Raw genomic sequence first — 18,302 nt, 5'->3', positions numbered from 1 at the left:
GTGCAGTATTCCCTTAGAGTCGTCCTTCATCAAGCAAGAGAGGTAGGCATGCGTCCTAGAGTGTGGATTCCCCTGGCGCTGGTCATGCTGCTGTCGCCGCTGTCGGCGATGGCCGAAGTGGTGCCGCTGGACCGTATCGTCGCCGTGGTCACGACGACGCCATCATGCAGACCAGCTCGAGCAGCGGGTCTCCCAGGTCAAGAGCCAGCTCGCGTCCAGCAACATCCCGGCGCCGCCGGAGAAGACCCTCGAGCATCAGGTCTCGACCGCATGATCACCGAGCAGATCGAGCTGCAGATGGCCGAGAAGGGCAAGCTGAACGTCGACGAGACTCAGCTCAACGCCACCATGCGCGGTATCGCCCAAACAACGGCATGACCCTGGATCAGTTCGCCGATCGCCTGGAGAAAGAGGGGCAGTCGCTGGCCGAGGTGCGCGAGCAGGTGCGCCGCGAGCTGCTGATCCGTCAGGTCCAGCAGCGCGAGGTCGCCAACAAGGTGACGGGTCGGATCGCGAGATCGACCGCTTCCTGGAGCAGGCCGGCCAGAACAGCAACGTCTCCTATCATCTGGCCCAGATCCTGGTCGCGGTGCCGCAGTCGCCGACCCCGGATCAGGTGCGTCAGGCCCAGGCCAAGGCCGAGAAGCTCTATCAGGAGCTCAAGAGCGGCGCCGACTTCCGCAAGCTGGCGGTCTCCGAGTCCGACGATGCCCAGGCGCTGAAAGGCGGCGATCTCGGCTGGCGTCCGGCGGCGCAGATTCCGACCATCTTCGCCGACGTCATTCCCGATCTCACCAAGGGTGAGGTGAGCCAGCCGATCCGCAGCCCCAGCGGTTTCCACCTGGTCAAGCTGATCGATACTCGCGGTGGTGACGGCAAGCAGATCTCCCGCGAGCAGGCGAGCCAGGCGATCTTCCAGCGCAAGGTCAACGACGAACTCGAGGCGTGGACGCAGGAGATTCGCGCCAGCGCCTACGTCGACAACCGCCTCGACAAGCAGTGACGGGGTAGCCAGATGGCATTGACCCAGGCCGAGGCACCGCTGCTGGCACTGACCAGCGGCGAGCCTGCGGGTATCGGCCCCGAGCTGACGCTGGCCCTGGCGCGGCGCTGGCCGGCGCTGGCCGCGCGGGTCGTGGTCATCGGCGACCCGCAGCTGCTGGCGGCGCGTGCTGCGGCGCTGGGCTGGGCGGTCGAGATCGAGCCGCTCGACCCCGCTGCGCCGGTGCCGCCCGCACGGGATGGCCATCTGCCGGTGTGGCCGGTGGCGCTGCGGCGGCCGTCGCTGCCCGGCGTGCTCGATCCGGGCAATGCCGACTATGTGCTCGAGACCCTGGATGTCGCCATCGCCGCCTGTCGTGACGGGCGCGCCGCCGCCATGGTCACTGCGCCGCTGCACAAGGGAGCGATCATCGAGGGTGGCCACCCGGGATTCACCGGCCATACCGAGTACCTGCGGGACGCCTGCGGCGTCGAGGAGGTGGTGATGATGCTCGCCACGATGATCGCCTCGACGCTCGACGCCAGGCGCCCGCCGAGGCCGCTGCGGGTCGCCCTGGCCACCACCCATCTGCCGCTGGCGCGGGTTGCCGAGGCGATCGATGCTGCGCTTCTCACGCGGGTCACCCGGATTCTCGCCGCCGAGCTGACCCAGCGCTTCGGCATCGCCGCGCCGCGTATCCTGGTCAGCGGGCTCAATCCCCACGCCGGCGAAGATGGCCACCTGGGCCGCGAGGAGCTCGAGATCATCACTCCGACCCTCGAGCGGCTGCGCGCCGAGGGGCTCGATCTGATCGGCCCGCTGCCCGCCGATACGCTGTTCACGCCGCGTCATCTGAATGACGCCGATGCCGTGCTCGCCATGTATCATGACCAGGGGCTGCCGGTACTCAAGTATGCCGGCTTTGGCCAGGCGGCCAATATCACCCTGGGCCTGGGCATCGTTCGCACCTCGGTCGATCACGGCACCGCCCTCGACCTTGCCGGCAGTGGCCAAGCCGATGTCGGCAGCCTCAGGGTGGCGCTGGAAGTGGCCTGCGAGATGGCCACTCATCGATCTCACTGACTCATCTCTCTCACCGAGAGGGTGTTTACACCGCTGTCCCGTGCAGCTTTCAGGTAAACGACCTCTGAAGGAATTCGTTGTCAATGGCTAACCCAGCCGATTATCCGCGTGGCGCGCTGCCGCGAGCCCGCAAACGTTTCGGTCAGAACTTTCTGCGCGATGCCGGCGTGATCTCACGCATCGTGCGCGCCATCGGGCCGCGTCCGGGAGAGCGCCTGGTCGAGATCGGCCCAGGGCAGGGCGCTCTGACCGAGCCGCTGCTCCAGGCCGCCGGTGCGCTCGAGGTGATCGAACTCGACCGCGATCTGATCCCTGGGCTGCGGGTGCAGTTCTTCGCCTATCCGGATTTCGTGATCCACGAGGGCGATGCGCTCAAGTTCGATTTCCCCGCGCTGGCGGCCGCGGATGGCCGCCCGCTACGGGTGGTCGGCAACCTGCCCTACAACATCTCCACGCCGCTGATCTTCCATCTGCTGGCATCGCGCGGCGCCGTCGCCGACATGCACTTCATGCTGCAGAAAGAAGTGGTGGAGCGTCTCGCCGCCGAGCCCGGTGGGCCCGACTGGGGCCGCCTGTCGGTGATGACCCAGTACCACTGCCAGGTGGAGTCGCTGTTCGTGGTGCCGCCGGAAGCCTTCGTGCCGCGGCCCAAGGTCGATTCCGCCATCGTTCGCCTGACGCCCCACGCCGAACTGCCCGTCGTGGCGCACGACGAGTCGCGTTTCGCCGAGATCGTGCGCGAGGCCTTCGGCCAGCGGCGCAAGACATTGCGCAACAATCTCAAGGGGCTGGTCGAGGCCAGCGAACTCGAGACGCTGGGGATCGACCCCGGCCGCCGGCCGCAGACACTGACGGTGGCGGAACTGGTCGCCATCGCCAACCGAGTCACGGAGCGCGAGGCATGAGCGAGCTGGCCACGCAGATTCTGGTCGAGGTCGAGCCAGACTACCGTGCCGACGAGTCGGATCCGGGGCAATCGCGCTATGTCTTCAGCTATACAGTGACGGTGCACAACCGCTCGACCCGCGAGATCCAACTGCTGTCGCGCTACTGGAAGATCACCCAGGGCAACGGCAAGGTGCAGGAGGTGCGCGGCAATGGCGTAGTCGGCAAGCAGCCGGCGATCGCCGCGGGTCACAGTTTCCGCTATACCAGCCGCGCGGTGCTGGCCTCCCCGGTGGGGGTGATGCAGGGCAGCTACGGCTGCACCGATCTCGCCAGCCAGGAGGCCTTCGAGGTCACTATCGCACCGTTCCGGCTGGCGACCCCCAACCAGGTGCACTGAGCTGCGCCGGGTGCCGACCCGTTCATCCCGGAGGGCTCCCCAGCCCTCGACCTAGGGTTTGTACGAAAAGTCAGCGAGCGAAGACAAGACAAGGCAAAAATCGGCGAAAACGGACCGGGCTGGCGCTCCAGTTTACGGGGTGTAAATGAGCATTTTGAGCTGATTTTTAACGCCGTATTGCCGAGCGCAGGTAGTTTTCGTACAAAGCCTAGAACCGACCATCGAGAAGGACGACGACTATGGCCACCTACGCCATCGGCGACCTGCAGGGCTGCTACGCTGAGTTCGACGCACTGCTGGCGCGGCTCGACTTTTCGCCCTCCCGTGATCGACTGTGGCTGGCCGGCGACCTGGTCAACCGCGGCCCTGGGTCGCTCGCCTGCCTGCGCCGGGTGATGGCGCTGGAGGGCGCGGCGGAGACGGTGCTGGGCAACCACGACCTGCATCTGCTGGCGGTGGCGCGCGGTCACGGCAAGCTCAAGCGCAACGATACCCTGGCCGAGATACTCGCAGCGCCGGAGTGCGACGCCCTGATGGGCTGGCTGCGCGCCCAGCCGCTGCTGGTCGCCGACCCGGCCCGCAATCGGGTGATGACCCATGCCGGATTGTTGCCGCAGTGGTCGCTGGCCGAGGCTCGCGAGCTGGCGGCGGAAGCCGAGGCAGTGCTCGGCGGTGAGGCGGTCGATGACTTTCTCGCCGAGATGTACGGCAACCGTCCGGCGCGCTGGTCGCCGGCGCTGGAGGGGCTGGACCGCCTGCGCAGCATCGTCAACGTCTTTACTCGGATGCGCTTCATCGACGCCGAAGGTACCCTCGATTTCAGCGCCAAAGAGGGGCTCGACAGTGCACCGGCGGGCTTCGCCCCCTGGTTCACCTATCCGCGCCAGCATCCGCGTGAGGAAGGCCTTACCTTGCTATTCGGCCACTGGGCCGCGCTGGAGGGGCAGACGCCCGGGGCCTGCGTGCGTGCCGAGGCGCTCGACACCGGCTGCGTCTGGGGCGGCTCGCTCACGGCGCTCGATCTCGACAGCGGCGAGCGCATCGCCGAACCGTCGCAGCAGCTGCGACGCTGACGCCATCTCAGAGAGGGCACATGCCACATCCATTCGAACATCTCGACGCTGCCACACTCATTCAATGGCTGGGCGAAGGACGCAGCCTGACCCTGGTCGATATCCGCGATCCGTTGAGCTTCGCCCAGGGGCACATTCCCGGCAGCCGCCATCTGGACAACTCCAGCGCCGCCGAGCTGGTCGAACAGACCCCCACCGCACAGCCACTGGTGGTGGTCTGCTACCACGGCCACTCCAGCCAGCAGGCCGCCGCCTGGCTCGCCGGGCAGGGCTTCAGTGAGGTCTACAGCCTGGACGGCGGTTTCGTCGACTGGGCGCATCGACACCCTGAACGGGTCAGCCGATAGGAGGCGCCATGCACGCTGGCAACGATTCCTGTCTTGACGGTCTCGAGGTCTATCTGGTCGGCGGCGCGGTGCGCGATGCCCGGTTGGGCTGGCCGGTCGGTGACCGCGACTGGGTGGTGGTGGGTGCCAGCGTCGAGCAGATGCGCCAGCGCGGCTTCCAGCCGGTGGGGCGAGACTTTCCGGTATTCCTGCATCCGCAGACCCATGAGGAGTACGCGCTGGCGCGCACCGAGCGCAAGCGCGGTCACGGCTATACCGGTTTCGAGGTTCACGCCAGCCCCGAGGTGACGCTGGAGGCGGATCTGGCGCGGCGGGATTTCACCATCAATGCCATGGCCGAGGGTGCAGACGGTGAGCTGGTCGACCCCTACGACGGGCGTGCCGATCTCGAGGCCAGGCTCCTGCGCCACGTGTCGCCGGCGTTTGTCGAGGACCCCTTGAGAGTGCTACGTGCGGCACGCTTTCTTGCTCGCTACCGTCATCTGGGGTTCACCATCGCTGGCGAGACCCTGGCGCTGATGCGTCAGCTCGTGGCCGGGGGCGAAATCGCGCATCTGGTCGCCGAACGCGTCTGGACCGAGACGGAAAAGGCCTTGGCCGAGGCCGACCCCGCGGCCTATTTCGAGACCTTGCATGAGTGCGGTGCGCTGGCGGTACTGATGCCAGCGCTGGCCGACGATACCTTGTCGGCGGCCCTGGCGCGACTGGAGAGCGTGCCGAACGATCTCGCCGAGCCGGCGGTCTGGCGCTGGGCGCGCCTCGGTGAGCATCTCGCGGCTGATGACCAGCGCGCGCTCAACGACGCCGTCAAGGCCCCCAACCGCTACCGTGACGCCATGCGCCAGGCGGCGCTCACCCGCGAGCTACGCCAGCGCTGTGACCATGCCGATTCGCGTGCCGGAGAGATCATGCGCTGGCTCGATGGTATCGACGCCTGGCGTCGGCCCGAACGCCTCGACCCGCTGCTGGCGCTGATCGCCCACGAAGCCCCGGCGCTGGCCAAGGACCTCGCCCTGGCCTGGCGGCTGGCGTCCCAGATCCTACCCCAGGCGCTGCTCGACGAGGGGCTGCGCGGGCTGCAGCTGGGGCAGGAGCTAGCCCGGCGGCGAGAGCAGACCATCCGCGAGGCGCTGGAGACAGCGTAGACAAGGGGGAGCGAGGTGAAGGGGCCTTCGCGTCCCGGAGCCCCCTCCCGGATCTCCACTGCCAGACGACAACGCCCGCGGCGATCACTCGCCGCGGGCGTTTGACATTATGGCGCGTGCCTAGGGTTTGTACGAAAAGTCAGCGAGCGAAGGCAAGACAAGGCAAAAATCGGCGAAAACGCGGAGTTTACGAGGTGTAAATGAGCATTTTGAGCCGATTTTTAACGCCGTATTCCGAGCGCAGGTAGTTTCGTATAGAGCCTAGACGAACAGGCCCACGATCAGCGCCATGACCAGACCGGTCAGGCCGATGATGGTCTCCATCACTGTCCAGCTCTTCAGAGTCTGCGCTTCGGTAAGGCCGAAGTAGCGGTTGACCAGCCAGAACCCGGAGTCGTTGACGTGGCTCAGCACGGTGGCCCCCGAGGCGATCGCGATCACGATCAGACCGAGCACCGGACCCGACAGGCCCAGGGTCGAGATGACCGGTGCCATCAGGCCGGCGGCGGTGATCATGGCTACGGTGGCGGAGCCCTGGATCACGCGCACCGCGGTGGAGATCAAAAACGCCAGCAGAATCGGCGGCAGCGCGCTCTCGGCCATGATGTTACCCATCACACCGCCGACGCCGGAGTCGATCAGAACCTGCTTGAACACGCCGCCGGCGCCGGTGACTAGGATGATGATGCCGGCCGGTTCGAGCGCCTTGGTGGCGACCTCCATCACCTGCTCGCGGGTCATGCCGCGGCGAGTGCCCAGGCAGGTGAAGGCGAGCAGGGTGGCCAGGGTCAGTGCCACGAACGGGTGGCCGAGGAAGGTCAGCGCGGCCAGTACCGGGCTGTCCGCCGGCAGGAACACGCCGGAGACGGTGTTGAGCACGATCAGCGCCAGCGGCAGCAGGATGATCGACAGGATCAGCTTGAAGCTGGGCAGGTCGCGGGTATCACCCGGCTCCTTGGGCAGCTCCATGTAATCGGGAATCTGGGCATCGATGCGCTTGGCGATCCAGCGCCCGAACAGCGGCCCGGCGATGATCATGGCGGGCAGGCCGCAGATGGCGCCGAACAGGATCACGTAGCCGAGATCGGCACCGATCAGCTTGGCCACCGCGATCGGGCCAGGTGTCGGCGGAATGAACGAGTGAGTGACCGCGAGCCCGGCGAGCAGCGGGATGCCGTAATAGAGCAGCGAACGCCCGGTGCGCCGGGTCAGGGCATAGATCAGCGGCACCAGGATGATGAAGGCGACGTCGAGGAAGACCGGAATCGCGACCAGGAAGCCGGTGACCCCCATCGCCCACTGCGAGCGGTTCTCGCCGAACTTGCCGAGCAGCGTGCTGGCCAGGCGATCGACCCCGCCGGAGACCTCCAGCATCTTGCCGAACATCGCGCCCAGGCCGACCACGGTGGCGACGAAGCCGAGCGTGCCGCCCATGCCTTTCTCGATGGTGTTCAGCAGCTCCTCGACGCCCATGCCGGTCGCCAGACCCACGACACCGCTGACCACCAGCAGCGCCACGAAGGCGTGCAGGCGCAGACGCATGACCAGGTAAAGAAGGACGATGATGCTCCCCAGCGCGGCGAGGATCAGAGAGGTGGGACTGTCCATGAGGATGAAAAACCCTTTGTGAGCGAAGCACCTGCTGGCAGTTGAGGCGCTGGCGGATGTCGCCGCGGACGTGGTGCGTCCAGCACCTGCCGGGGGCGATATCCCGCGGGACGCTATGCGCCTTTGGTGGCGTTGTGCTTCGGTGTGGAGTTGGCGAGAATGGATGTTACCGGTAACAGCTCGGCGGCAACAATGCGCCTAAAGGTGTAGAGACAAGCCGCTCGCTGGTGGTTACGCCTAAGAGGGTGTTTACAAAATGCCTACGCTCGGCAATACGGCGTTAAAATCGGCCTCAAAATGCTCATTTACCCCATGTAAATTCCGCTTTTTCGACCGATTTTGCCTTGTCTTGCCTTCGCTCGACGAATTTGTAAACACCCTCTAAGAACGCCTATCACAACCGCCAGGCGATGTGGGCTTATCCGGTGGCGCGCGCCGCCAGCAGAAAGATTCATCAGCAGACCGATTCATCAGCGAAAAGAGTCCGAGGCATGAAAACCAATCAGGGACATCGCATCGTCGTCATGGGCGTGTCGAGTTGCGGCAAGACCGAAATCGGGCAGCGCCTGGCAGCGCGTCTGGAGGGGCGCTTCCTCGACGGTGACGATTACCACTCCGAGGCGAGCGTGGCCAAGATGTCGCGGGGCGAGCCGCTCAACGACGACGATCGCGCCGGCTGGCTCGCCCGGCTGAGCGAGATCCTGGGTGAGGCGCGTGCGGCGGGCGAGACGCTGGTGGTGGGCTGTTCATCGCTCAAGCGCCGCTACCGCGACACGCTGCGCGAGGGCGATCCAGCGCTCACTTTCGTCTATTTGTGCGGCAGCCGCGAGCTGCTGCTCGAGCGCATCCAGTCGCGTGAGGACCACTTCTTCAAGGGTGAGGCGATGCTCGACAGCCAGCTCGCGACGCTGGAAGCCCCTGGCCCCGACGAGGCGGTGACGGTGGATATCGATGCCAGCATCGAGACCGTGGTCGAGCGCGCCACCGAGGCGCTGACCGAGCGCTATGCCCGTCAGGCCGACAGCGCGGCCTCCTAGTCAGTTCAAGATCGGACTGGGCAAGAACGGGATGGGCTAGCCGATACTGCCGCCGCAGCGCACCTCGAATCCCAGATCCTCACTTTGCGGCCGGCAGGGCTGGCCGCCGAGGCGCGCCAGCAGGCGCTCGGCGATCACCTCGCCGATGCGTCGGCGTGGGGTCACCACCGTGGCCAGGGGTGGGGTCGTCGCCTCCACGATGTCGAGCCCATTGAAGCCGGCCAGGGCGAGTGCGTCGGGTACCGCCAGGCGGCGGCGCTGGCATTCGAACAGCGCGCCGGCGGCTAGGTCGTCGTTGCAGCAGAATACCGCCTCCAGCGCCGGCCAGCGCTGCAGCATCGACCCCAGCATCTCGCCGCCGAGGCGATAGCTCGACGGCTGCGGCGTGGTCAGACAGTACTCGGTGGAGAGATCGGCAGCGCGTAGCGCCGCCTCCCAACCTGCCATGCGCAGCTGGGCGCGGTGATCCATGCGCGCGCCGAGAAAGCCGATCCGACGGTAGCCGCGGGCGATGAAAGTCTCCGTCAGTGCGCGGCCGGCGGCGGTCTGATCGAGCCCCACGTTGATGTCCAGCGGTGCCGGGGTCAGCTCCAGGGTCTCCACCACCGGCACTCCGGCGCGCCGCAGCAGCCGCTCGGCGTGTTCGGTGTGACGGGTTCCCGAGAGCACCAGGCCATCCACCCCATAGCCCAGGTAGGTATCGATCAGCCGCTCCTCCTCGAGGATCGAGTAGCCGGTATGGCCGATCAGCAGCTGATAGCCGGCGGCGCGCAGGCCCTCCTCGATACCGCGCTGGATATCCGAGAACACCGCGTTGGAGAGCGACGGGATCAGCAGTGCCACGCTGTGGCTGCGGCCGCTGGCCAGCGCGCCGGCAGCGTGGTTGGGGATATAACCGAGTTCGGCGCTCGCCGCCTCGATGCGCAGGCGCAGCGGTAGCGAGACCCGCTGCGGCTCGCGCAGCGCGCGCGAGACGGTGATCTTGGTGACCCCGACCCGATCGGCGATATCCTGAAGCGTGACGCGTCCCGACGTGCGGCGCGGCATGACGATCTCCCCAGCACAGCGGTGGCGCCCGACGCTGGCGATCGATGAGCAGCATCGCGCCCCAGGCGGGTCCGGTGATGATGGTTAGCGGTAACTCCGGGGAGATTAGCATGACACCGAGGCACTGGCTGTGCGGCCATGGTTGTAGCCGATCGGATTGCCGGAGGTGGGGTAGAGCCCGTGCTCAAGGGGCGCTATCGCCGATCAGCAGCTCGGTCTCCAGGGTACGTGAGCGGCGCGGTTCGAGGTCGAGCAGCATAGCTGCCGCCAGCCGGCCCTTTGCCGCGCTGTCCTGGCGGACCGTGGTCAGGCGGGGGCGCCGCTGCTGACCTTCGGCGATGCCGTCGAAGCCGGTGATGCGCAGATCTGCCGGCACCCGCAGCCCGCGCCGTTCGGCCAGGTCGATGGCGGTCAGGGCGATACGGTCGGAGAGACAGATCAGCAGGTCCGGGCGTGTCGCCGCGGGCTGATCGAGCAGCTCAGCGACCACCGGCACGCAGCCGTCGTAGGTGTTCTGGTCGATGTTCCACAGCGCCACGCTGCTGGGGTCGATAGCGGCCTCCGTCAGCGCCTTGAAGATCCCGTCCAGGCGTCGCCGGGTGATGGTGAGATCGGCCGACAGCAGCGCATCCAGGCCGACCTGGCCGACGTGGGACTGGGTCAGACGCAGCCCGACGATGGCGACTCGCCTGGGAGGCTGGCGCAGGGCGTGACGTGTCAGGGCGAGGCTGGCCGGATAGTTGTCGATGTTCACCGCCGCAATGCCCGGCAGATCGATGTCGATAGCCACGGCGGGGCGCCCCGCGATCAGGTCGAGGATGTGCGAGGAGGCGCCGTGCAGGCCGTAGACGATGATGCCGTCTGCCATGTCGACGCCGCCGGTGGTCTGCTCCAGGCGCCCGGGCAGCAGCATCAGCGAGTGACCGTGCTGATCCAGCTGGGCGGCGACGCCGGCGATCAGCTCGCTGGCGACGCTGTCGCTCAGGCTATAGAAGAGGTTTTCCGCCAGCAGCATGGCGATGATGCCGGAACGACCGGTGCGCAGCATGCGCCCGCGGGAGTCGGGACCGTGGTAGCCGAGCGCCGCGGCGGCGGCAAGAATCTCCTCGCGCCGGGCCTGGGAGAGCTGGTCGGGACGGTTAAGGCGTTGGAAACGGTGGCGGCGGAGACGCCGAGACGCGCGGCCACCGTCTTCAGCGTCATGCGCTTGGTCGGGCTCACGCTCGCAGGCCGCAGATGGGACGCCGCGTCGCGTGCTGTTGGCGCCGTGCAGAGAGGGCCGGGGACATGCTCGAATCTCCTCGTCGAGGGGCGGATGACGGCCGCGGCGCCGGCCGTCATTTCCGCGTCAGGTCGCGCGCAGCCAGACCGCCGCATTGCCGGCCAGCATCGCGTCGCTCACCGCATCGGGCTGGCTCTGGGCGAGCACCGGTGTCGCCGGCAGCGCGACCGGTGCGTCGCCCAGGTTGAGCACCACATGAACGTCGCCGTTGGTCAGCACCAGCGTCTTCACGCGGGCTCGGCGCCCACGCCAGTTCGCCCTGGCCAAGGTTATGATCGCGGCGCAGTTTGAGCAACCGCTGATATAGGCTGAGCGTCGAATCCGGCTGGTCGAGCTGACGATCGACGGCGTAGTCGGAGTTGTCCGGTTGCGGCAGCCAGCGCTCGCCGCTGTCGTTGAAACCGAAGGCCGGGCCTCGGCGCGCCACGGCAGCGGCACGCGGCAGCCGTCGCGGCCGCCATCCTCGCCGCCGGTGCGGTGGAAAGCTGGGTCCTGGCGGTAGCGGTCGGGCATGCTGGTATGGTCCGGCAGGCCCAGTTCCTCGCCCTGGTAGAGGTAAGCGGAGCCGGGCAGCGCCAGCGTCAACATGATGATCGCCCGCGCCCGGCGCAGCCCCAGCGCCTCGTCGGGCTGTTCGTCGCCGATACCGATCTTCTGCGGCCGTGCGCCGGGGTTCGACAGCCCCAGACGCGAGGCGTGGCGCACGCCGTCGTGGTTGGACATCACCCAGGTGGTGGTAGCGCCGACGTTGCCGGTGATGGCCAGCGAGCGGTCGATGATGGTGCGCAGCTCCACGGCGTCCCAGTGGGCGATCATATAGTCGAAGTTGAACGCCTGCTGCATCTCGTCGGGGCGAATGTAGCGCGCCACCCGTTCCGGCTTGAGCCAGGCCTCGGCGACCATCATGCGGTCGTCGCCGTACTCGGCCAGGATGCGATGCCAGCGGCGGTAGATGTCGTGGACGCCATCCTGATCCCACATCGGGCCGCGGTTGCCGCCCTCGACCATCACCTGCTCGCCGTCCCAGTCGGGCAGGCCCGGCTGCTTGACCATGCCGTGGGCGACGTCGACGCGGAAACCGTCGACCCCGCGCGCCAGCCAGAAGCGCAGCACGCGCTCGAACTCGTCACCCACCTCGGGGTTGGTCCAGTCGAAGTCGGGCTGGGCGCTGTCGAACATGTGCAGATACCACTGGCCGTCCTCGACCCGGGTCCAGGCGGCGCCACCGAAGATGCTCTGCAGTTGTTGGGCGGCAGTTCGCCCTGTTCGCCACGCCCGTCGCGGAAGAGATAGCGCGCGCGTGCCGGGCTGCCCGGCGGGCTGGCCAGCGCCTCCTGGAACCACACGTGCTCGCTGGAGCTGTGATTGGGCACCAGGTCGACGATCACCCGCATGCCGCGATCGTGGGCACCGGCCAGCAGGCGGTCGAAGTCTTCGAGCGTGCCGAACAACGGGTCGACATCACAGTAGTCGGAGACATCGTAGCCGGCATCGGCCTGGGGCGAGCGGTAGAACGGCGACAACCACAGTGCATCGATGCCCAGCGCGGCGAGATAGTCGAGTCGTTCGGTGACGCCGGCGAGATCGCCCATGCCGTCGCCATTGGCGTCCATGAAACTGCGCGGATAGATCTGATAGATGACGGCGTCGCGCCACCACTGTTGCTGGGTCATACGGGATTCCTCGTCACAAGGTGAATATGGGGTCAGGGCCGGCGTGGCGATCACCACTGCCGCCGCTTGAGTCGGGTCAAGGTCTGGTCGAGATTGGCGAGTGCCGCCGCCGGCTGGATGCGTCCGGATAGCACCGCGTGTACGCCGTTGAAGATGGCGTTGGAGACCCGCGCGTAGGCCTCGCCGGTCACCGCCGAGGGGCGCGCCACCGCGTTCATCAGCACCGGACGCAGCACGCTCATGGTGGGTTGGCCGCCACTACCTCGGGGTCGTCGTAGAGCGCGATCCGGGTCGGATTCATGCCATTGTTCAGGGCGTGCCGACGTTGCACCTCGGCACTGGTCATATAGCGCGCCAGCGCGATGGCGGCCTCCGGCGTGTCGGTGTAGCGCGAGACGGCGAAGTTCCAGCCGCCCAGGGTGCTCACCGAGTCGGCATCGGGGCCGTGGGGCAGCGGTGCGACGCCGATCTTGCCGCGTACCCGGCTGCCCTCACGCTGAGCCAGCGACCAGACGTAGGGCCAGTTGCGCATGAACACCGCGTTACCGCTCTGGAATACCCCGCGCGCTTCCTCCTCGGTGTAGTTGAGTACCCCTCGTGGGGCGATGTTGCCTATCCAGCTCGCCGCCTCGGTCAGTGCCGCCCTGGCCTGGGGATTGTCCAGCGTGATCGTGCCGTCGGGTTCGACGATGCGCCCGCCGCCGTAACCAGCGATCCACTCCAGCGCGTTGCAGGTCAGACCCTCGTAGGCGCGACCCTGGAAGACGAAACCCCACATCTCGTCAGCGCCGGCGGCGCGCTCGGCCTGCTGGATACTGGCCGCGGTATCGGCCATCTCCTGCCAGGTCTCGGGCACCGCGCGCTGGTACTTGTCGAGCAGATCCTGGCGGTAGTAGAGCAGGCCGGCATCGGTGTACCAGGGCAGCGCCACCAGGCGGCCGTCGACGGTATCGGCCTCGATCAGCGCGGGGAAGAAGGCCTCGCGTTCGGCCGGCGGTACGGCCTCACCGAGGTCGAGCAGGTGCGGTGCCAAAAGCCCCGGCCAGGCGATATCGATCATCATCACGTCGACATCCTGGGAGTGGCTGTTGAGCAGCTGCTGGAACAGCGCCAGCTTCTCGGTGGTGGCGTTGGGCGTGGTCACCACCTTGACGCTGTTGCCGCTCTGCGCCGCCCAGGCGCGTGCCGCGGTGGGGCAGTAGTCGCCGTCGCCGCCGCCACCGCAGGCGATGGCAACCTCGGCGGCGTGTGCCGACGAGACGGCGCCCAGTAGTGCCAATAGACCCAGGGTGGCGCGCCAGCCGCGCGACTTGTTCAAGAAACGGGAATGCGTGAGAAGATTCATGAGTCGGCTCCCTGCGGTTCGCAATGGGCTTCGCGGCTTGCGTGCGGTGGCACCGCGCGGCCGTCGCAGTCGAACAGATGGGCGTGCAGCGGATCGAAGTCGAGCGTTACCCGCTGGCCGCGCCGGAACGGGCTTGGGGCCTGGGTGCGGCATACCAGCAGCTCGCCGTCATCGCGTTCCAGATAGAGGTAGGCTTCGCTGCCGAGGTACTCGACGTTGACGATTTCCAGCCCATTGCCGCTCTCGCTGGGGGTGGGATCAGATGCTCCGGGCGCACGCCCAGGGTCGCCTCGCTGGTGCTGCCGGCGCTCAAGGCCAGCGGCAGGGTACGCTGGCCGACGGCGGGAATCTCCACGCGGCAGCCTTGCTCGGCATCGGCCTCGGCGGTGACCTGGATGAAGTTCATCTTGGGCGAGCCGATGAAGCCGGCGACGAAGCGCGACGCGGGGCGCTCGTAGAGCTCGCGCGGAGTACCGATCTGCTCGACGTGGCCGGCGTTGAGCACCACGATGCGGTCGGCCAGGGTCATCGCCTCGACCTGGTCGTGGGTGACGTAGATCATGGTCGAGCCCAGGCGCTCGTGGAGCCGCGCGATCTCGTTGCGGGTCTGCACTCGCAGCGCCGCATCGAGGTTGGAGAGCGGCTCGTCGAAGAGCAGGATCTTGGGCTCGCGGGCCATCGCCCGGCCGATCGCCACGCGCTGGCGCTGGCCGCCGGACAGCGCCTTGGGCAGGCGCTCCAGCAGGCCGTCGAGCTGCAGGATTTTTGCCGTCTGGCGGACCCGCTCGTCCACCGTCTGCTTGTCCTGCTTGGCCAGTTTCAGACCGAAGGCGATGTTGTCGTAGACGCTCATGTGCGGATAGAGCGCATAGGACTGGAACACCATGCCGATGCCGCGTTCCGGCGGCGTCAGATTGTTGACCCGTTGATCGTCGATCATCAGGTCGCCGTGGGTGATCGATTCGAGCCCGGCAATCAGGCGCAGCAGGGTCGACTTGCCACAACCCGAGGGGCCGACGAAGACGATGAACTCGCCGTTGTCGATCTGCATCGAGACGTCGTCGATCACCTGGGTGCTGCCGAAGCGCTTGTTGACTCGTTCGAGCGTCAGACCAGCCATAGTTTCTCCTACCCGAAAACGGGGAAAGCGGTAGTGGCGCAAAGCTGTATTGGCGCGAGGCTTTAGTGGCGCGAAGCTTTCGTCGCGGAAAACATCAGAGGCGTTCAGCCCTTGACGGCACCGGCGGTGAGCCCGGAGACGATACGCCGCTGGAAGATCACCACCAGCACCACCAGCGGTACGGTGACGATCACCGAGGCGGCCATGATCGGCCCCCACGGCAGCTCGTACTGGCTGCCGCCGGAGATCAGCGCGATCGCCACCGGCACCGTGCGCTGCGAGTCGGTCAGGTGAAGGTCAGGGCGAACAGGAACTCGTTCCACGCCGCGATGAAGGCCAGCAGACCGGTGGTCGCCATCGCCGGCCACAGCAGCGGCATGAACACCTTGGTCAGGGTCACCCAGGGGAGGCGCCGTCGACGATCGCCGCTTCCTCGAGTCGTCGGGGAGCTGGCGCATGAAGGTGGTCAGAATCCACACCGTGAACGGCAGGGTGAAGATGGTGTAGCTCAGGATCAGCCCGCCGGGGGAGTTGTAGAGATCGAGCGTGCGGATCACTTCGAACAGCCCGAGAGCACTGCCACCTGGGGGAACATCGACACCCCAGCACGATCATCATCACCGTGGTGCGTCCGCGAAAGCGCACCCGACCCAGCGCCCAGGCCGCGGTCAGGCCCAGCAGCAGGGCGATGAGCACCACGCTGAGAGCGACCACCACCGAATTGCGGATTGCGGCCAGGAAGGTCGGCTGCGACAGCACCGTGACATAGTTGGAGAAGTCCAGACTATCGACCCAGTAGCTCACCTCGAACAGCTGGCTCGACGGCTTCAGCGAGGTCACGATGGCGTAGTAGAAGGGGAAGATGGCGTAGAGCACCAGTACCCCTACCAGCAGCCAGAAGCCGATAGTCAGCGCGATGCTCTTCAGTCTGCGCAGCGTCATGACCCACCTCCCAGCTGGCGGCGTCCGAGATAGAGATAGACCACCGTGACCAGCGCGATGATCATGAACAACAGCGTCGAGGCGGCACTGCCGTAGCCCACGTCTTGGAACTCCACCAGTTGCTGGCGGGCGTAGATCGACATCGTCATGGTCGAGGCGGCGTTGGAGGTCAGCACGTAGATGACGTCGAACACGCGCAGCGCATCCAGGGCGCGGAAGATCACCGCCACCAGCAGGGCCGGGGTGATCAGCGGCAGGGTGACGCGGAAGAACACCCGCACCGGATGGATCCCATCGACCTTGGCCGCCTCATAGCAGTCCGAGGGCAGCATCTGCAGCGCCGCCAGCACCAGCAGGGCGACGAACGGGGTCGCCTTCCACACGTCGACCATGATCACCGCCCACATCGACAGGCTGGCATCGGCGGTCCACGACAGCGGTGCGTCTATCAGGCCCAGGGCCATCAGCAGGTGGTTGATGATCCCGAACTGGTCGTTGAGCATCCACGCCCAGATCTTGGCCGAGACCACGGTGGGGATCGCCCACGGGATCAGCATCGCCGCGCGCACCAGAGTGCGGCCACGGAAGTGGGCGTTGAGCACCAGCGCCACGATCACCCCCAGCACCGCCTCCAGCGACACCGCGCGAAGTAGAGCGTGTTCCACACCGACTGCCACCACAGCGGGTCAGCGAGAATGCCGTACCAGCCATTGTCATAGACCAGGTAGTTCTCGAGCCCGATGAAGTTGGCGCCCTCGAGGCTCGACAGGCTGGCGTCGGTGACGCTGAACCAGAAGGTGCGCGCCAGCGGCCAGCCGGCGACCAGCGCCAGGCCGACCAGCATCGGGGTCAGGAATAGCCAGGCCGCGCGCACGCGGCGCCGGCGTACCCGGGTGCCGCGTTCACGGCGCGGTCGTGTCGGCTGAGTGGCGTCCACCGTGCCGCCCGGGGGCGTGGCGGGTGGCGTCTGCGTCAGCGTGGGTTGCCGAGTTGCCATGGGTTGCCTCCCGGCCGCTTACCAGCGGCGCCGCTTGATGCGCTCGAGTTCGCTCTGCAGTGACGCCAGACCCTGGGCCGCGTCGATCTTGCCGGAGAGCACTTCATGCACGGTGTTGAAGAAGGCGTTGGAGACCCGAGGATACTTGTCGCCGGTCACCGCCGAGGGGCGCGGAATCGCCGAGGTGAAAGTGGTGTAGAGGGTGCCGAAGAAGGGCACCGCGGCGAGCACTTCCTTGTCCTGGTAGAGCGCCGGCAGGGTCGGGTTGTAGGAGCCTTCGATGGCGCGGCGCTTCTGCTCTTCCGGAGAGGTCAGAAACGCCACCAGGTCGGCGGCCATCTGCGGATGCTCGCTGTAGCGCGAGACCGCCAGGTTCCAGCCGCCGAGCACCGCCGCGCTGTGACCGTCGGCACCGCCGGCGGGCAGCGCCACTACGCCGACCTTGTCACGGATATCGCTCTGCTCGGACTGCACCAGATCCCAGGCGTAAGGCCAGTTGCGCATGAACAGCGCATTGCCCGACTGGAATACCCCGCGCGACTCCTCCTCGGTGTAGTTGAGCACCCCCTGGGGTGAGATGTCGCCGATCCAGCTCGCCGCCAGGGTCAGCGCCTTGGCCGCCTGCGGGTTGTCGATGGTGATATCGCCAGCGTCGTTGACGATGGTGCCGCCATCGGGATAGCTGGCGATCCACTCCAGCGCGTCCACCGTCAGCCCCTCGTAGGCGCGTCCCTGAAACACGAAGCCCCAGAAATCCTTGTGCCCGGCCTGGCGCTCGCCGGCCTGGACGGTTCGCGCCTCTTCGGTCAGCTGCTCCCAGGTGGTGGGCACCGCCAGGCCATATTTCTCAAGCAGATCCTTGCGGTAGTAGAGCACCCCGGCATCGGTGAACCACGGCATCGCCACCAGCCGGCCATCGACGGTGTTGTTGTCGACGATAGCCTCGAAGAAGTCGTCGGTGGTGCCCTTGGGCAGGTATTCGTCGAGGTCGATCAGGTGCGGCGCCAGCATGCCCGGCCACACCACGTCGATCTGGAACACGTCGATGTCACCGGAACGCGCGTTGAGGATCTGCTGATAGAGCGACAGCCGCTCGGTGGCCGAGTTGGGGGTCGACACCACCTCGACGCTGTGGCCGCTCTGGGCTTCCCAGCGCGCGACGCCCTCCTTGCACAGCGTGAGCTCCGCGCCGACCGCGCCGCAGGAGATGGTGAGATCGGCGGCCTGGACCTGGCCCGCAATGGTCAGTGTGGTCGCCAGCATTAGCAGAGAACGTGTTTTCATCCTGGGCTCCTGGGGAGTGCCGTTGTTGTTGTTGTGGGCGATCTCGTCGGTG

18 protein-coding genes and 4 pseudogenes are annotated in these 18,302 nt (G+C 66.9%); 10 read left to right on the top strand and 12 right to left on the bottom strand.

All coding sequences use genetic code 11. From position 1 onward, the window contains the following. Positions 1 to 48: 48 nt before the first annotated feature. The 9 genes and pseudogenes from CN538_RS21815 to CN538_RS03090 all read left to right on the top strand — a co-directional run bounded on the left by CN538_RS21815 (position 49) and on the right by CN538_RS03090 (position 5,915). The gene (locus CN538_RS21815; RefSeq protein ID WP_242495524.1) at positions 49 to 378 is read left to right on the top strand and encodes a SurA N-terminal domain-containing protein; all 330 of its coding nucleotides are present in this window, start codon (positions 49 to 51) and stop codon (positions 376 to 378) included. Further along, positions 375 to 422 (top strand): annotated as a pseudogene (locus CN538_RS25905) (hypothetical protein); the annotation flags it as partial. The gene CN538_RS21815 and the pseudogene CN538_RS25905, both read left to right, overlap by 4 nt. A gap of 167 nt (positions 423 to 589) precedes the next feature. Continuing rightward, the gene (locus tag CN538_RS21810) at positions 590 to 1,003 is read left to right on the top strand and encodes a peptidylprolyl isomerase (protein WP_242495523.1); all 414 of its coding nucleotides are present in this window, start codon (positions 590 to 592) and stop codon (positions 1,001 to 1,003) included. Positions 1,004 to 1,015: 12 nt separating this feature from the next. Continuing rightward, positions 1,016 to 2,065: a 4-hydroxythreonine-4-phosphate dehydrogenase PdxA gene (gene pdxA / locus CN538_RS03115; protein ID WP_106418537.1), complete on the top strand. Its 1,050-nt coding sequence runs from the start codon at positions 1,016 to 1,018 to the stop codon at positions 2,063 to 2,065. 83 nt (positions 2,066 to 2,148) lie between these two features. Further along, positions 2,149 to 2,970 (top strand): 16S rRNA (adenine(1518)-N(6)/adenine(1519)-N(6))-dimethyltransferase RsmA, encoded by an 822-nt coding sequence (gene rsmA, locus CN538_RS03110; RefSeq protein WP_106418536.1) that lies wholly within the window; start codon positions 2,149 to 2,151, stop codon positions 2,968 to 2,970. After that, positions 2,967 to 3,350, top strand: a complete 384-nt coding sequence (gene apaG / locus CN538_RS03105; RefSeq protein WP_106418535.1) for a Co2+/Mg2+ efflux protein ApaG — start codon at positions 2,967 to 2,969, stop codon at positions 3,348 to 3,350. The genes rsmA and apaG overlap by 4 nt, the downstream gene beginning before the upstream one ends. A gap of 239 nt (positions 3,351 to 3,589) precedes the next feature. Then, positions 3,590 to 4,423 (top strand): symmetrical bis(5'-nucleosyl)-tetraphosphatase, encoded by an 834-nt coding sequence (locus CN538_RS03100; RefSeq protein WP_106418534.1) that lies wholly within the window; start codon positions 3,590 to 3,592, stop codon positions 4,421 to 4,423. A gap of 20 nt (positions 4,424 to 4,443) precedes the next feature. Further along, positions 4,444 to 4,770: a thiosulfate sulfurtransferase GlpE gene (glpE, locus tag CN538_RS03095; protein ID WP_051895652.1), complete on the top strand. Its 327-nt coding sequence runs from the start codon at positions 4,444 to 4,446 to the stop codon at positions 4,768 to 4,770. Between the two features lie 8 nt (positions 4,771 to 4,778). Beyond that, positions 4,779 to 5,915, top strand: a complete 1,137-nt coding sequence (locus tag CN538_RS03090) for a tRNA nucleotidyltransferase/poly(A) polymerase-related protein (RefSeq protein ID WP_106418533.1) — start codon at positions 4,779 to 4,781, stop codon at positions 5,913 to 5,915. Between the two features lie 261 nt (positions 5,916 to 6,176). On the opposite strand, the gene CN538_RS03085 is transcribed toward CN538_RS03090, so the two are convergent. Then, positions 6,177 to 7,523: a GntT/GntP/DsdX family permease gene (locus CN538_RS03085; RefSeq protein ID WP_106418532.1), complete on the bottom strand. Its 1,347-nt coding sequence runs from the start codon at positions 7,521 to 7,523 to the stop codon at positions 6,177 to 6,179. A gap of 491 nt (positions 7,524 to 8,014) precedes the next feature. Between CN538_RS03085 and CN538_RS03080 the strand changes: the two genes are divergently transcribed. Continuing rightward, on the top strand, positions 8,015 to 8,560 hold the full coding sequence (locus CN538_RS03080; protein ID WP_106418531.1) for a gluconokinase: 546 nt from the start codon (positions 8,015 to 8,017) through the stop codon (positions 8,558 to 8,560). Positions 8,561 to 8,596: 36 nt separating this feature from the next. On the opposite strand, the gene CN538_RS03075 is transcribed toward CN538_RS03080, so the two are convergent. The 11 genes and pseudogenes from CN538_RS03075 to CN538_RS03040 all read right to left on the bottom strand — a co-directional run bounded on the left by CN538_RS03075 (position 8,597) and on the right by CN538_RS03040 (position 18,250). Further along, positions 8,597 to 9,607, bottom strand: coding sequence for a LacI family DNA-binding transcriptional regulator (locus tag CN538_RS03075; protein WP_106418530.1), 1,011 nt, complete (start codon positions 9,605 to 9,607; stop codon positions 8,597 to 8,599). 184 nt (positions 9,608 to 9,791) lie between these two features. Then, entirely contained in the window at positions 9,792 to 10,655 is an 864-nt protein-coding gene (locus CN538_RS03070) for a substrate-binding domain-containing protein (RefSeq protein WP_242495522.1), read from the bottom strand. Between the two features lie 300 nt (positions 10,656 to 10,955). Then, positions 10,956 to 12,233, bottom strand: a complete 1,278-nt coding sequence (locus CN538_RS03065) for an alpha-amylase family glycosyl hydrolase (RefSeq protein ID WP_277985085.1) — start codon at positions 12,231 to 12,233, stop codon at positions 10,956 to 10,958. Next, a pseudogene (locus CN538_RS24025) lies at positions 12,224 to 12,481 on the bottom strand (alpha-amylase family glycosyl hydrolase); the annotation flags it as partial. The gene CN538_RS03065 and the pseudogene CN538_RS24025, both read right to left, overlap by 10 nt. Positions 12,482 to 12,612: 131 nt before the next feature. Continuing rightward, a complete protein-coding gene (locus CN538_RS21805) occupies positions 12,613 to 12,804 on the bottom strand; it encodes a hypothetical protein (RefSeq protein ID WP_242495521.1) in 192 nt (63 codons plus the stop codon). After that, positions 12,801 to 13,907: an ABC transporter substrate-binding protein gene (locus tag CN538_RS03060; RefSeq protein ID WP_242495520.1), complete on the bottom strand. Its 1,107-nt coding sequence runs from the start codon at positions 13,905 to 13,907 to the stop codon at positions 12,801 to 12,803. The genes CN538_RS21805 and CN538_RS03060 overlap by 4 nt, the downstream gene beginning before the upstream one ends. Next, positions 13,904 to 14,089: a TOBE domain-containing protein gene (locus CN538_RS24885; RefSeq protein ID WP_242495746.1), complete on the bottom strand. Its 186-nt coding sequence runs from the start codon at positions 14,087 to 14,089 to the stop codon at positions 13,904 to 13,906. Before CN538_RS24885 ends, CN538_RS03060 begins: the two co-directional genes overlap by 4 nt. Further along, entirely contained in the window at positions 14,014 to 15,027 is a 1,014-nt protein-coding gene (locus CN538_RS03055) for an ABC transporter ATP-binding protein (protein WP_242495519.1), read from the bottom strand. Before CN538_RS03055 ends, CN538_RS24885 begins: the two co-directional genes overlap by 76 nt. A gap of 104 nt (positions 15,028 to 15,131) precedes the next feature. Continuing rightward, a pseudogene (locus CN538_RS03050) lies at positions 15,132 to 15,969 on the bottom strand (carbohydrate ABC transporter permease). Then, a pseudogene (locus CN538_RS03045) lies at positions 15,966 to 16,813 on the bottom strand (carbohydrate ABC transporter permease). Before CN538_RS03045 ends, CN538_RS03050 begins: the two co-directional pseudogenes overlap by 4 nt. Positions 16,814 to 16,984: 171 nt before the next feature. Further along, positions 16,985 to 18,250 carry an ABC transporter substrate-binding protein gene (locus CN538_RS03040; RefSeq protein ID WP_106418529.1) on the bottom strand — a complete coding sequence of 422 codons (1,266 nt, stop codon included), beginning with the start codon at positions 18,248 to 18,250 and terminating at the stop codon, positions 16,985 to 16,987. Positions 18,251 to 18,302: the final 52 nt, after the last annotated feature.

It is taken from the genome of Salinicola tamaricis (assembly GCF_003006155.1).
Classification (GTDB): Bacteria; Pseudomonadota; Gammaproteobacteria; order Pseudomonadales; family Halomonadaceae; genus Salinicola; species Salinicola tamaricis.
This window is presented reverse-complemented; position numbering and strand designations above follow the sequence as displayed.